13 protein-coding genes are annotated in these 12,797 nt (G+C 75.5%); 4 read left to right on the top strand and 9 right to left on the bottom strand.

Going from position 1 to position 12,797, the window contains the following annotated elements; all coding sequences use genetic code 11:
• Positions 1-43: 43 nt before the first annotated feature.
• The 6 genes from ACF9IK_RS03320 to ACF9IK_RS03345 all read right to left on the bottom strand — a co-directional run bounded on the left by ACF9IK_RS03320 (position 44) and on the right by ACF9IK_RS03345 (position 5,948).
• A complete protein-coding gene (locus ACF9IK_RS03320; RefSeq protein ID WP_395292728.1) occupies positions 44-934 on the bottom strand; it encodes a hypothetical protein in 891 nt (296 codons plus the stop codon).
• A gap of 146 nt (positions 935-1,080) precedes the next feature.
• A complete protein-coding gene (locus tag ACF9IK_RS03325) occupies positions 1,081-2,865 on the bottom strand; it encodes a condensation domain-containing protein (protein ID WP_395292729.1) in 1,785 nt (594 codons plus the stop codon).
• 132 nt (positions 2,866-2,997) lie between these two features.
• The gene (locus ACF9IK_RS03330) at positions 2,998-3,729 is read right to left on the bottom strand and encodes a 4'-phosphopantetheinyl transferase family protein (protein ID WP_395292730.1); all 732 of its coding nucleotides are present in this window, start codon (positions 3,727-3,729) and stop codon (positions 2,998-3,000) included.
• Entirely contained in the window at positions 3,726-4,610 is an 885-nt protein-coding gene (locus ACF9IK_RS03335) for a hypothetical protein (RefSeq protein WP_395292731.1), read from the bottom strand. The genes ACF9IK_RS03330 and ACF9IK_RS03335 overlap by 4 nt, the downstream gene beginning before the upstream one ends.
• A gap of 4 nt (positions 4,611-4,614) precedes the next feature.
• Complete coding sequence (locus tag ACF9IK_RS03340) at positions 4,615-4,905, bottom strand: phosphopantetheine-binding protein (RefSeq protein ID WP_395292732.1); 291 nt, start codon at positions 4,903-4,905, stop codon at positions 4,615-4,617.
• A 110-nt stretch (positions 4,906-5,015) separates the two neighbouring features.
• Positions 5,016-5,948, bottom strand: coding sequence for a 3-oxoacyl-[acyl-carrier-protein] synthase III C-terminal domain-containing protein (locus ACF9IK_RS03345; RefSeq protein WP_395292733.1), 933 nt, complete (start codon positions 5,946-5,948; stop codon positions 5,016-5,018).
• A 96-nt stretch (positions 5,949-6,044) separates the two neighbouring features.
• On the opposite strand from ACF9IK_RS03345, the gene ACF9IK_RS03350 reads away from it, so the two are divergent.
• The 4 genes from ACF9IK_RS03350 (at position 6,045) to ACF9IK_RS03365 (ending at position 9,433) form a co-directional block, all read left to right on the top strand.
• The gene (locus ACF9IK_RS03350) at positions 6,045-6,407 is read left to right on the top strand and encodes a hypothetical protein (RefSeq protein ID WP_395292734.1); all 363 of its coding nucleotides are present in this window, start codon (positions 6,045-6,047) and stop codon (positions 6,405-6,407) included.
• Positions 6,404-7,600 (top strand): glycosyltransferase, encoded by a 1,197-nt coding sequence (locus ACF9IK_RS03355; RefSeq protein WP_395292735.1) that lies wholly within the window; start codon positions 6,404-6,406, stop codon positions 7,598-7,600. Before ACF9IK_RS03350 ends, ACF9IK_RS03355 begins: the two co-directional genes overlap by 4 nt.
• 92 nt (positions 7,601-7,692) lie before the next feature.
• Complete coding sequence (locus tag ACF9IK_RS03360) at positions 7,693-8,649, top strand: ATP-binding cassette domain-containing protein (RefSeq protein WP_395292736.1); 957 nt, start codon at positions 7,693-7,695, stop codon at positions 8,647-8,649.
• Between the two features lie 19 nt (positions 8,650-8,668).
• On the top strand, positions 8,669-9,433 hold the full coding sequence (locus ACF9IK_RS03365; RefSeq protein WP_395292737.1) for an ABC transporter permease: 765 nt from the start codon (positions 8,669-8,671) through the stop codon (positions 9,431-9,433).
• A gap of 105 nt (positions 9,434-9,538) precedes the next feature.
• On the opposite strand, the gene ACF9IK_RS03370 is transcribed toward ACF9IK_RS03365, so the two are convergent.
• From ACF9IK_RS03370 to ACF9IK_RS03380, 3 genes are all read right to left on the bottom strand, one after another.
• On the bottom strand, positions 9,539-10,912 hold the full coding sequence (locus tag ACF9IK_RS03370; protein WP_395292738.1) for a PLP-dependent aminotransferase family protein: 1,374 nt from the start codon (positions 10,910-10,912) through the stop codon (positions 9,539-9,541).
• Entirely contained in the window at positions 10,909-11,844 is a 936-nt protein-coding gene (locus ACF9IK_RS03375; protein ID WP_395292739.1) for an alpha/beta hydrolase, read from the bottom strand. Before ACF9IK_RS03375 ends, ACF9IK_RS03370 begins: the two co-directional genes overlap by 4 nt.
• Before the next feature lie 80 nt (positions 11,845-11,924).
• Positions 11,925-12,695, bottom strand: coding sequence for a class I SAM-dependent methyltransferase (locus ACF9IK_RS03380; RefSeq protein WP_395292740.1), 771 nt, complete (start codon positions 12,693-12,695; stop codon positions 11,925-11,927).
• Positions 12,696-12,797 lie beyond the last annotated feature (102 nt).

Here is a 12,797-nt window from a genome sequence, read left to right on the forward strand (position 1 = left end):
GTTTTGTCCGGCAAGTCACCTTCGCATGGCGAGGCCGTTCGGGCTACCGGGCCGAGGAGGTGCGGTCGGCGGAGGCGGCGGCGGGCGCGCTGGGGGCCGTGGGGCCGACCTCCGGCTCGACCTCCCCGAAGCGGGAGAGCACGAACGTGCCGCCGACCGCCACGGCGAAGCCGGTCACGGCGCACCAGCCGTAGCCGGGGCGCGCCGCGTCACCCAGGGCGGCCACCCCGACCAGGGCCGGGCCGAAGGTCTCGGCGACCGTGCCCGCGGCGGTCGCCGCCGTGACCGTGCCCCGCTGGAGGGCGAGCGCGTACGCGAGGTAGCCGCCGAGGCCGCCCAGGGCGAGGCCGTAGGCGGCCGGGTCGGTGAAGACGGCGGCCACACCGTCGACGTCGAGGACGCGGACGGCGAGGCTGGTCACGCCGAAGCCGACGCCGGCGAGCAGGCCCAGGCCGGCCGCGGCGGCGTTGCCGTTCAGCCGGGCGAGCACGAGGGTGAGCAGGAGCATCACCACCGTGGTGGCGAGCAGGGCCCAGTGGAACGCCGGGGGCGCGTGGTCGCGGCCCTCCCGGCCGGAGCCGAGTGCCAGCAGCGTCAGGCCGACCACCACGGCGGCGATGCCGAGCAGATCGCTGCGCCGCAGGTGCGCGCCGAGCAGCCAGACGGCGGCCAGTGCGGTGACCGCGAGGCTGGCGTTGGTCACCGACTGGACCAGGAACAGCGGCAGGGTGCGTAGCGCGACGATGCTCAGTGCGAAGCCGGCGATGTCGAGCCCCGTGCCGAGCAGGAACTGCCAGGACCGGACGAGCGCGGCGAGCAGCCCCACCCGCACCCGGTCCGCGCGGGGCGCCGACCTCGCGCCGCGGGCCTGGAAGACCGACCCGAAGCCGAAGCACACGGTCGCGACCAGGGCGGTGGTGAGTCCGAGCAGCATGGCTCTCCCAGCCTCGGCGGCAGGATCCACCACCAGTCTGGTCCCCCGCCCCGCGCCCCGCTTCCCCGTCCTCGGCGGCGACGGCCGGAGCGGCGAGTGGTCACGGGAGCACGGCGCGGGGCGGTGACCGCCGTCGGCGGCCCCCGTCAGGCGAGGCCCGGGTGGGCGGCGGCGATCTCGGGCGAGCGGCCGGCGCCCCTTCCGGTCACCGGGAGGGCGCTCCAGGCCGGGGGGCCGACCGGGTGCTCGCCCGCGTCGGCGGCGGGGTCGGCGGAAGCCGGCGAAGCCGCGACCGGGGCGGCTTCGAGGGCGTGGACGGTGTAGTGGTGCGGGGCCATGGCGGTGTCCCGGCCGGGGAGGGCGGCGACCACCGCCCGGTGGGCGGTGAGCGGGGTGACGTCCGGGTCGGCGGTGGCGATGCGTGCGGTGATCCGGCCACCGGCCACGTCGACCGCGGTGACGGCGTCGGCGCCTAGGGCGTCGGCGACCAGGCTCCGGACGGCGTCCAGGTCGATCCAGCAGTTGTCGATCCGGTGCCAGGCGCCGGTCCGGTCTGCGGATCGCAGTCCGGTGAGGGCGGGCAGGGCGGAGAGCGGGACCGGGCCCCGGGCGGCGGACTTGAGGAGTGCGGTCAGGGCGAGCGCGAACCGCTCGGTCTCCGCGCGGTCGAGCACCTGCGGGCAGGCGAGCAGGACGAACTCCAGGCAGTCGACGGCCCGCAGGACGTTGAGCATGACGCGGACCGCGAGCGGCTGGTCGGGCAGCCGGGTCAGCTCGGGGTCGGTGACCGGGGCCGGGCGGGCGTCGGACATCAGATCGGGGATGGTCAGGCTGAGATCGTTCACGACCACGTGACGGACGAAGCGGGCGCCGCGCAGGTGGGTGACGTCCTCGATCAGCTGCCACACCTTCTCGGAGTCGAGGGTGCCGTGCCAGTAGCCGGCGAGCGAGGCCGCCTTGGTACGGCCGATCAGCTGGTCCAGGTCTGCGGTGTCGGTGTCCAGGACGAGCAGGGCGTCCTGGGCGAGGGTGCCGATGTGGTCGGCCATGACGGCGCGCTGGCGGTTGGCGGAGAGGGCGGCGAGGACCAGCTCCGACCGGCCCGCCCGGTGGGCGACGAGGGCGGCGAAGGCCGCGAGCAGGACGACCGAGGGGGTGGCGCCGGTGCGCTGCGAGGTCGCGGCGAGGTCGGCCGCGGCGGCGCGGGAGCGCAGGACGACGGCGGCGAGACCGTCCGGCGGACCGGTGATCCGGGAGTCGGCGAAGACCGCCTGCGGGCCGGTGGCCAGGACCTTCTCCCAGTGCCGCAGGCTGGCGGCGGTCTTGCGCCGGCCCTGGTCGCTGTGCTCCAGGGCCGCCACCTCCAGCGGCGTGCGGGCGGTGACGGGCGGGAGCTCCATGCCGGCGGCGAGGGCGATCCAGTCCTGGAGCAGCAGGGTGGTAGCAGCGCCGTCGGCGCCGGCGTGGCAGACCGTGACGACCAGGCGCCGGACCAGGTCCGCGTCGGCCAGCAGGGTGAAGCGGAGCCGGATCCCGCTCGCCAGGTCGAACGGGACGGCGACGTCGGCCCGGCCCGATTCGTCGGCGAGGCGGTCGAGTCCGGCGTCGCCGAGGCCCTCGGCGCCGAGCACGGTGACGGTGAACTCGCCCTCGGCGCGGACCTCCTGGCATTCCGGAAAGCCGTCCGGCGCAGGGCCGGGCGGGAAGACGGTACGCAGCGAGTCGTGCCGCTCGACGAGGGTGCGCAGGGCGTCGAGGGCGGCGACGAGGGTGGTCCCCGCGGGCACCGGCCAGACGGACTCCTTGTTGATCTGCTCGGGCCGGTCGCGCCGGATGCAGCGGACCATGTTGTCCTGGCCGAGGGTGAGCGGGCCGGAGCCGCTGCTCGCGCCGCTGAATCGGACGGTGATCCGCCGGTCGTTCTCTGTCACGTCGTCCGCGCCTTTCGGCTCGCCGGGCCCCGCGGGTGTGCCGCCTGGGGGTGTGGTCGGCGGCGCCGCCAGCGGTCCGCCGAGTGGTCCGGGCCGAGGACCCGGGAGGGGCGCTCGATCCTCAGTGCGTTGTCAGTCAGTGATGTCCGGTGCAGCGGCGGGACGCCACCGGTGGATGCGCAGCCGGAACGGGCGGTCGCCGACGGCGGCGACGGCGGCCCGGAACGGGCCGGGCACCGGGGCGTCGTCGATCGTGCACGGACCCGGGCCGAGCGCGCCGGCGTCGGCCAGGACGCGGGGCGCCGGGCCGGCCAGCGCCAGTCCGAAGCCCTGGACGAGGCGGCCGCCGTAGGCCTTGACGCAGGCCTCGCGGCGGCACCAGAGCTCGGTGAAGCGCTCGGCCCGGGCGGCCGGTGTCGGGGCGGCGGCCAGCAACTCGGCCTCGCGGCCGGGGAAGTAGCGGTGGGCGATGCGGGAGGCCACCCGTGCGTCGCGGATCTCCTCGACGTCGGCACCCACCTCCCGCCGTTCGGCCAGGGCGAGCACGGCGAGCGCACCGGAGGCCGACCAGCTCACTCCGAGCCGTCCGCCGGCCGGTCCGCGCCCGTCGACCGGCTCGGGCTTGCCGTGCCGACCGTACCGCCAGCCGAGTTCGGCCGCCGGGACGCCGAGCCGTTCGGCGACGAGCAGCCGGACGGCGCCGCGCACGACCGTGAGCCGCCGCCCCAGGGCGGGATCCGGTCCGGCCGCGCGGGCCCGCTCGTCGGGGTCCAGGACCGTGCGCAACTCGACCAGGACATCGTCCGGCTGGTCGGTCGGGATGATCCACAGGTCGACGCGGTCGGTGGGGGGCGGGGCGGTCACGGGCCGGACCCGAGGGTGAGGGTGCTGAGCACGCCGAGCCTGCGGTCGAGTCCGGCGGCCACGACGGGGCGCTGCCGGGCCCGCCAGGCGGGCAGCGCCCGGGCCAGCTCGGTCCAGAGCCCGGTGAACGGTTGCCCGCCCGGGGCCACCGCCGTGGCGGCGCCACCGAGGGCGGGTTCGCCCGCGAGTCCTGCGTCGAGCACCAGCGCCGCGTCCGCCCCGGCGGATCGCACCCGGTCGCACACGGCCGCGACCGCCGGCCCCGGCTCCGTGCAGGGCTCCTGGGTGACCGCCAGACAGCCGCCGCGCTCGCCGCTCCCGTGGGCCGCGCCGGTCTGAGCGGTCTCCTCGATCTCGTCGCAGACCAGGACCACCGCGCAGTGCCGCTGGGGCAGTTCGACCGGCGCGGCGGGCCGGTAGTGCAGCGCGGTCTGCTCCGCCAGGACGACCACCGCCCGCCGGCAGCCACCGGTGCGGTGATGGGCGGCGGCGATCCGCAGTGCGCCGAACGCCCCCGCCGTGCCCTGGTCGCAGAGCGCGAAGGCCAATGGCTCACCCGGGCAGGACCGGCTCAGCGCCAGTGAACTGGGAGCGCCGGGACGGACGTCGGGCGAGTCGAAGGCCAGGATCAGCAGGTCGACCGGCCGCCCGTCGGCGACCGCCTCGCACAGCAGGGCGTCGGCCAGCTCCGTGTAGGAGTGGCCGGCCCCTTTCTGCAGCAGGTCCTCGCGCAGCGGCAGCCCGTACGGGCGGACCAGGTCGGAGACGAAGACCCGCAGGTCCGGATCGAGCGAGGTCTCCGACCGCCCGTCGGTGTACGCCGACAGGACCCGGGTGATTCCCAGCCCGGTTCCGGGCGACGGGGCGGAGGAGGCGGGCACCCGGTCAGTCCTCGGCGATGACGTGGCCGGCGACGTAGTCGGCGAGGCTGGTCACCGAGCGCAGGTCGTCCTCGCCGATCTGCTCGACGTCGACCTGGATGTCCAGCGCTTCCTCGATCTCCAGGATCAGCTCGATGATGCTCGCCGAGGTGAGGCCGAGGTCGTCGAAGAGGCAGGCGTTCTCCGGGATTTCGGGCAGGTCGCGCTTGAGGACGCGCGGCAGCAGCTCGCCGAGACCGTGCAGGATCCGGTCACGCAGCTCGGTGTCGATGGTCTGGACCACTTGGTCTGACATGGGTGTCCCGTCCCGTCGTGCTGAGAGGTGGATGGGGGCGCGGGGCGCACTCGGCGGCGGTACGGCCGGTCCGGCGCACAGTCGCTCCGGCGTGCAGCGCCGACGAAGCGTCAGTGCTCGACGGCCATGGCGGAGAAGGTGGCTCCGACGCCTGCGGCGGCGATCAGGTAGCGGTCGCCGCGGCGCAGCAGCCCCCGCGTGGTGGCGGTGTGAAGATTGATGAGGCTGTCCGCAGCGAAACTGTGCCCGACCGAACGCACGTTGTCCAGCACCACCTTCTCGACCGGGAATCCGATCCGGCGGCAGATCATCCGCCAGGAGGCCTGGTTGACGTTGTGCGGAAGGATCGCGGCGAGGTCGGAGAGCTCCAGACCCGCCTGGTCGAGGGCTGCCTCCATGGCCTCGACCATCACCGCCGGGTACTCGCGCTGGTAGCGGGCGAGCAGGTCCGGGTCCCCGGCCAGCCGGCCGTCGAACTCGGGGCGGTGGCGCACGGCGAAGGAGAGCACGCGGTCGCGCTCGCCGCTCGCGCGGACCAGGCAGGCGGCGGCACCCTCAGCGAAGATCCCGGTCTCGGGCACCACTTGGGCGTCCCTGGTGAAGGTCTTCTCCCCGGCGAGCACCAGCGCCAGCGCGTCGGAGTCCTGGCAGCCGGACAGCAGCCGGCCGGCCAGGTCGACGGCCAACAACCCTACTGCGCAGGCGTGGTGGGTCACGGTGAAGGCAACGGCCCGGGACAGGCCGCGACGGGCGATCAGGTCGTGGAGCGGGTTGAGCGGATAGGGCACCGCCACCGGCATGCTGCGGGCGTGGATCACGAAGCGGACGTGCCGTTCGCGTCCGCGCAGCTGCGGCAGGGCCTCGACGGCGGCGTCGAGCAGGTCGGGCAGCGTCCCGTCCGGGTCCAGTCGCAGCTGGTCCAGGCCGTGGAAGCGGCGGAAGAGTCGAAGTTGACGTGGGGTCAGGCCGATCCGGTCGCCCACCGCCTCGATGGGCACGGCGTGGTGGGGGAGGTGAACGGCCACTGCCTCCAGTGCGGTCACGCGGGCTAGTATTCCGACGCCCGGCGGGTCGCACAAGTGATCTCCGGCCCTTCGAGGAATCGTCCGCCCCCTGCCGTCGAGCTGGTGGAGCCCCCCATGACTGATGCCGAACCGCCCGTTTCCCCTGCCCCGGTACGCCCGGCGCCGCTGCACACCGCCGCGGCACCCGGCGATTCGCCGCGCCCCGGCCCGGTCCGCCCCGAGCTGGTCGCGCTGCTGGTCGAGGCGGCCGACGCACCCCCGGGCTGGGCCGAGCAGGTCACCCCGCAGGCCCTCCTGGACGCCGATCTGATGCTGGACGAGTACGAGATCGCCGCCCTGGACGCCCTGCTGTGCGACCGTTTCGGGCCGTCTGCCGGCCTCGGCCGGCTCCGCGCCGGTCTGGACCTCGCCGCTCTCGAGGCGCTGACCGTCGCCGACGTGCAGCGCCTGCTGCCCGCCGGGGAGGGCGACCGGTGAGCCGCTTCCTGTTCGTGGTCCCGCCGCTGACCGGCCACGTCCACCCGGCCGTCGGCATCGCCCGGGAGCTGGCCGCCCGCGGCCACGACGTCGCCTGGACCGGGACCGAGACGGTGCTGCGCCCGCTGCTGGGGCCGCAGGCCCGGGTGCTCGGCACCGGGACCAGGGCGTTCCGCACCCAGGGCGGGTACGGTCTGGCGGCCCTGCGCTCACTCTGGGAGGGCTTCATCGTCCCGTACGCGCGGTTCACCGCGAAGCCGCTGGACGCGGCCGTGCGCGGGTACCGCCCGGACGCCGTGCTGGTGGACCAGCACACCCCGGCCGGGGCCCTGGTGGCGCACCGGCACCGGCTGCCGTGGGCGAGCCTGGCACCGGGGGCGATGGAGCTGGGGCGGCCGTTCCGCGGCCTGCCACGGGTGGAGGCCTGGATGACCGGCCTGCTCCGGAACCTCTGGCGGCGGGCCGGCCTGCCCGAGGAGGAGTTCACCGACCCGCGGTTCTCGCCCGCGCTGGTGCTGGCGCCGACCGGCCCCGCGCTCACCGGTCGCGTGCCGACCGGGGCGGCGGCGCTGCCGGCCCGGGTCGCGCAGATCGGGCCGGTCCTCGCCGAGCGCCCGGCCGACCCGGCGTTCCCGTGGGAGCGGCTGGCGCCCGGGCGGCGCCGGGTGCTGGTCACCATGGGCACCCTGGCCGGGGACGTCGGTGCCGACTTCCACATCCGGGCCGTCCGGGCGCTCGCCCTGTGCGGCGACGACGTGCAGCCGGTGATCGCGGCGCCGCACGATCTGCTGCCGGAACTGCCGGACCACGCGGTCGCCGCGGAGCGGGTGCCGGTCCTGGAGCTGCTGACCCGGGGCGCGCTGGACGCGGTGCTCTGCCACGGCGGGATGAACACCGTGGGCGAGGCGCTGGCGCACGGCGTTCCGCTGGTGACGGCACCGATCCGGCACGACCAGCCGTTCGTCGCGGCGCAGGTGGAGGCGGCCGGGGCCGGGCTTCGGGCACCGTTCCCCCGGGCCACGCCGGTTCAGCTGGCGGCGCGGCTCCGGGCCGTCCTCGACGAGCCCCGGTACCGGGCGGCGGCCGCCCGGGTCGGGGCCGAACTACTGGCCGGCGGTGGGGCGGTGACGGCGGCCGACCGGCTGGAGTCGCTGGTGGCGGGCCGGGCAGAGCAGCGGAATCCATTGGTCTAGGCCATTGTTTCCGGAGGCCCGCAGACCCTAGGGTGGGCCCGCAGCACCACCTCACGGTGCCCCGGCAACCCATCCCCGCACGGGAGTTCTGGTTGATCGAGACCAAGGGACTGCGTAAGTCCTACCCCTCCGGAAAGCGCGGCCAGGCCGCCGTCGACGCCGTGCGCGGCATCGATCTCGACGTCGCCGCAGGCGAGATCTTCGGCTTTCTCGGCCCCAACGGCGCCGGCAAGACGACCACTCTGCGCATGCTCGCCACGCTCATCCGCCCGGACGGCGGCGAGGCCCGGATCGCCGGAGCGGACCTGCTCGCCGACCCGGCCGAGGTCCGCCGCCGGATCGGCTACGTCGCCCAGGGCGGCGGCACCACCGACGCCGTCACCGGCCGCGAGGAGCTGGTGCACCAGGCCCGGATGCACGGCACCCGCAGGGCCGAGGCCCTGCGCCGCGCCGACGACGCGCTGCGGGCCTTCGGGCTCACCGAGTTCGCCGACCGCCCCTGCCGCACGTACTCCGGCGGCCAGCGCCGCCGGGTGGACATCGCCCTGGGCGTCATCCACGCGCCCAGGGTGCTCTTCCTCGACGAACCCACGGTGGGCCTGGACCCGGCCGGCCGCGGCCACGTCTGGGCGGAGATCCGCCGCCTGCGCGCCGAGGGCATGACCGTGGTGGTGACCACCCACTACCTCGACGAGGCCGACGCCCTCTGCGACCGGGTGGCCATCGTCGACCACGGCGGGATCGTCGCCGAGGGAGCCCCCGACACGCTCAAGCGGGAGATCTCCGGCGACGTGGTGCTGGTCGGCCTGCCTGCGGGCGAGGCCGAACGGGCCGCCAAGGCCCTGCGCGAACAGCCCTACCTGCACCGGCTGGAGGCGCAGGGCGACGACGGGCTCCGGCTCTACCTGGACGACGGCGCCGCCGCGATCCCGCTGCTCATGCGCGCCCTGGACGGCGCGGGCGTCGCCCCCGGCACCGTGCAACTGCAACGCCCCAGCCTGGACGACGTGTTCCTGGCCCGCACCGGCCGCTCGATCGAGCAGTCCTGATCCGAGAACGAGAGGCGCGATGAAGCTCGCCCGCGACACCTGGCTGGTCTTCCAGCGACAGCTGCTGCTGATGTGGCGGACGCCGATCTGGATCGCCGTCGGCATCATCCAGCCGGTCTTCTACCTGTTGCTGTTCGCGCCGCTGCTGAAGAAGGTGCTGGCCCCGATGGGCGCGACCACCTACGCCGAGGCCTACCAGATCTACGTGCCGGGCCTGTTGGCGGTGCTCTGCATCTTCGGCGGCCTCTACACCGGGTTCAGCCTGCTCGGCGAGCTGAAGGCCGGCATCATCGAGCGCTCCCGGGTCACCCCGGTCAGCCGGCTGGCGCTGCTGCTCGGCCGGGCGCTGCGCGAGACGGTCGCCCTGCTGGCGCAGGCCGTCATCATCACGCTGATCGCGCTGCCGTTCGGCCTCCGGGTGCGGCCGGTGGACCTGCTGCTGGCCTACCTGCTGCTCGGCCTGCTGGCGCTCATGACCTCGGCGATCTCCTACGGCATCGCCCTGCTGCTCCCGGCCGACGAGGCGATGGCCCCCGTGGTGAACACCCTCGCGCAGCCGATCGCCCTGCTCTCCGGCGTCCTGCTGCCGCTGGCGCTGGCACCGGTGTGGCTGCAGACGATGGCCAGGTGGAACCCCTTCTACTGGGCCGTGGAGGGCATGCGCGCGCTGTTCTCCGGGCACGTCGGGGACGACGTGGTCTGGCAGGGGCTGCTGGTGGTCGTGCTGATGACGGTGGCGGCGGTCTCCTGGTCGGCCCGGCTGTTCTCCCGCCGGGTGCGCTGAGCGCGGGCACCCGAAGGGGCGGGGCGGGTGGTCGACGACCACCCGGCCCGCCGCCGTCCCCGTACGGTGGGCGCTCTCCCCCGCCGGCCGGTCGGCGCTGCCGCGTCAGCCGGCCTCGGCGCGGACGAACCCGGCCAGGGCGGCCACCCCGTCGACGATCTGACGTTCAGTCAGCGAACTGACCGAGAGCCGGAGCCGCCGTTCTCCCCCGCCGGCCGGGTAGAACGGCGCCGTCGGCGTCCAGAGCACGCCGTGGTCGCGCGCGCACCGCTCCACCGCGGCCTCGTCGGCCGCGAACGGCACGGTCAGCACGGCGAAGAAGCCGCCCTCCGGCTCGTTCCAGGAGATCCCCAGCCGGCGTCGCTCCGACGGCGGGAAGTGCCGCTCCAACTCCCCCAGCAGCACGGCCGTGTTGGCCGCGTAGTAGGCCGCAGCCGGGGCGTTGGCCTCCCGCAGTCGGCAGTCGTGCCGCAGCAGCATGCCGCCGATCACGGCCTGGCTGAGCGCGGGCGTGTTGACCGTCGTCATGCTCTTCAGCCGGGCCAGCTCGTCCGCCAGCAGCGTCCGCCGCCCGCCGGGGCCGACCACCTCCTGGTCGGCCACCACGTAGCCGAGGCGGGCGCCGGGGAAGCAGGTCTTGGCGAAGGAACCGAGGTAGACCACCTGGCGGCGGCGGTCCAACGCCTTCAGAGTGGGCCGTTCACCGGCGTCCCGGGCGAAGAATCCGTACGGGTTGTCCTCGACGACCAGTACGCCCTCCTCCGCCGCCACGTCCAGCAGCCGGCTGCGGGCGCGCACGGGCATGCTGGTGCCGGAGGGGTTGGCGAAGTCCGGGACGACGTAGAGCGCGCGCGGGCGCCGGCCCCCGGCCCGGACGGCGCGTGCCGCGGCGCGCACCGCCGCCGGATCGGGCCCGCCCCCGGGCCCCTCGGGCACCGGCAGGGTGGTGAGGTCGAGCAGCCGGGCGGCACCGGTCACCCCGACGTAGCACGGCGAGCTGACCAGCAGCACGTCCTCCGGGCCCGCGCAGAGCGCCCGCAGCGTCAGCAGCATGCCCTCCTGGGCGCCGACGGTGAGCACCAGGGCCTCCGGCCGCACGGTGAGGCCCTCGTCGTTGGCCAGGGTGCGGGCGACCAGGTCGGCGATGACGCCCTTGGTCGGACCGTACTGGAAGAGCGTGCTGCGGACGGCGTCCCGGCCGGCGCCGCGGGCGGCCAGGTGGTCCAGGTAGGTGTCGAGGTACCGGTGGACGTCGGCGGGCTCGAAGAAGCCCTCGTAGGGGCGGCCGGGCGCGAAGGAGACGGCGTGCGGGTAGCGGGTGGTCGCCTCGTTGAGGAAGGTCATCGCGTCCAGCAGCGGATCGGCGAGGGAAGCGTGCAGGTCGCCCAGCCGCAGGGGTGCCGGTGGCCCGCCCCGGCCACGCTCGGCGGCCCTCTCGGCGGCCCCCTCGGGGGCGGCCGGCGCATCGCGGGCGCTCACCGCAGGGCCTCCCGCAGCCGCTCGGCCGCGTAGCGCTGCGCCTCGCCGGCCGTGTCCAGCACACCGGTCATGGCGAAGAAGCCGTGCGGCATCCCGTCGTACCGCCGTGCCGCGACCGGGACGCCGGCCGCGCGCAGCGCCTCCGCGTACCGCTCTCCCTCGTCGCGCAGCGGGTCGTACTCGGCCGTGATCACGGTGGCGGGCGGCAACCCGGCGAGGCTCGGGGCGCGCAGCGGGGAGGCGTGCGGGTGGTCACCGTCGGCGGGGTCGGCCAGGTAGTGGCCCCAGTACCAGGCGACCGAGCGGCGGTTGAACAGCAGCGGGTCGTCGTGCTCGCGCAGTGAGGCGGTGTCGGCCCGGTGGTCGGTGTTGGGGTAGACGAGGAGCTGGTGGCGCACGGCCGGGCCGCCCCCGTCGCGGGCGAGCAGGGTGAGCGCCGCGGCCAGGTTGCCGCCGGCGCTGTCCCCGGCGACGGCGAGACGGGCGGCGTCGATGCCGAGCGCGCCGGCCTGCTCGGCCAGCCAGCGGGCGGCCGCGTGGCAGTCGTGGACGGCGGCCGGGAAGGGGTGCTCGGGGGCGAGGCGGTAGCCGACGGAGGCGGTGACGCAGCCCACCGCGTTGGTGAGGCGGCGGCAGATCGCGTCGCTGGTGTCGGGCGAGCCGAGGGTCCAGCCGCCACCGAAGAGGTAGAGCAGCGCGGGGAGCTCGCGGCCGGGCGGCTCCGGCCGGTAGAGGCGTACGGGGAGCGGGCCCCCGGGGCCGGCGATCCGGTGCTCCTCGACGGCGGCGACGGGCTCGGGGGTGCCGGTCGAGGCCCGGATGTCGGCCAGGTCGGCCGCCCGGGCCTCGGCCGGGGTGAGGCTGTAGAGCGGTGGGGTGCCGGCCCGGGCGCGGCGCTCGCGCAGGGCCTGGGCCTGGGGGTGCAGTGGCATGGGCGATCGTCCCGTCGGGTTGGTGGTCGGGTCGCCCGGGGTCGCCCGGGCGTTCGGGTGGTCGTACCGGGCGACGGGGCCTAGCGGTCGGCCTCGACGTAGACGGTCTCGTCGCTGCGGAAGGCCGTGTCGAGATCGGCGACGTCGGCGCGGGCTCCCCGGCGGTAGCCACAGCGGCGGATCCGCTCGGGCTCGAAGCCGGCCAGGGCGAGCACGTGGCGCAGCTCGTCCAGATCGTAGATCCAGTGGTGGCCGTAGTACCGGAAGATCTGGTTGACCAGGAAGGCCGGGCGCTGCGGCATCGGCGGGCCGAAGCCCATGGTGGTGAGACGGCGGCGGTGCCGGGCGAGGAAGCCGTCGCCGGTGGCGTAGCCGACCAGGTAGCGGGCGAGGTCGGGGGTGGTCAGTCGCAGCACGCCGCCGGGGCGCAGCACCCGCCGGGCCTCGCGCAGCCAGCCGGTCGCGACCGGCAGGGTGACGTGCTCGATCAGGTGCTCGGCGTAGACCCAGTCGACGCTCGCGTCGGCGAAGGGAAGCGGCCGCGCGATGTCGAGCTGGGTGAACCAGCGGTCGCCGTCCACGCGGTAGAGGGTGCCGGGTTCGGTGGTGGCGTCGGGGCTGCGCAGGGCGGTCAGGTCGGTGCCGAGGCCGCTCGGGTGGGCGGTGCGGAAGGCCGCGAACTCGATTCCGGTGAGGCCGAGTTCCCGGAAGTCGGCGTGGCTGTGCGGGAGGCGGTCGGCCGGTTCGAGGGTCTTGCAGGTGGCGACCCGGGCGCTGATCCCGTCGAGGCGGGTGGCGAGGCCCTCGGGGTCGTCCCAGTCCCAGCCGGGGAAGGCGTCCTGCTTCGTCATGTCGGTGCTCTCTCGGTCGGGTGTACCGCGCCGGGTCGGGGCCCTGGTGCGCGGGTGCGGGTGCGGGTCGGGTGCGCGGGCGGGTGCGGGTCGGGTGCGCGG

Source organism: Kitasatospora hibisci (assembly GCF_043950205.1).
GTDB lineage: Bacteria > Actinomycetota > Actinomycetes > Streptomycetales > Streptomycetaceae > Kitasatospora > Kitasatospora hibisci.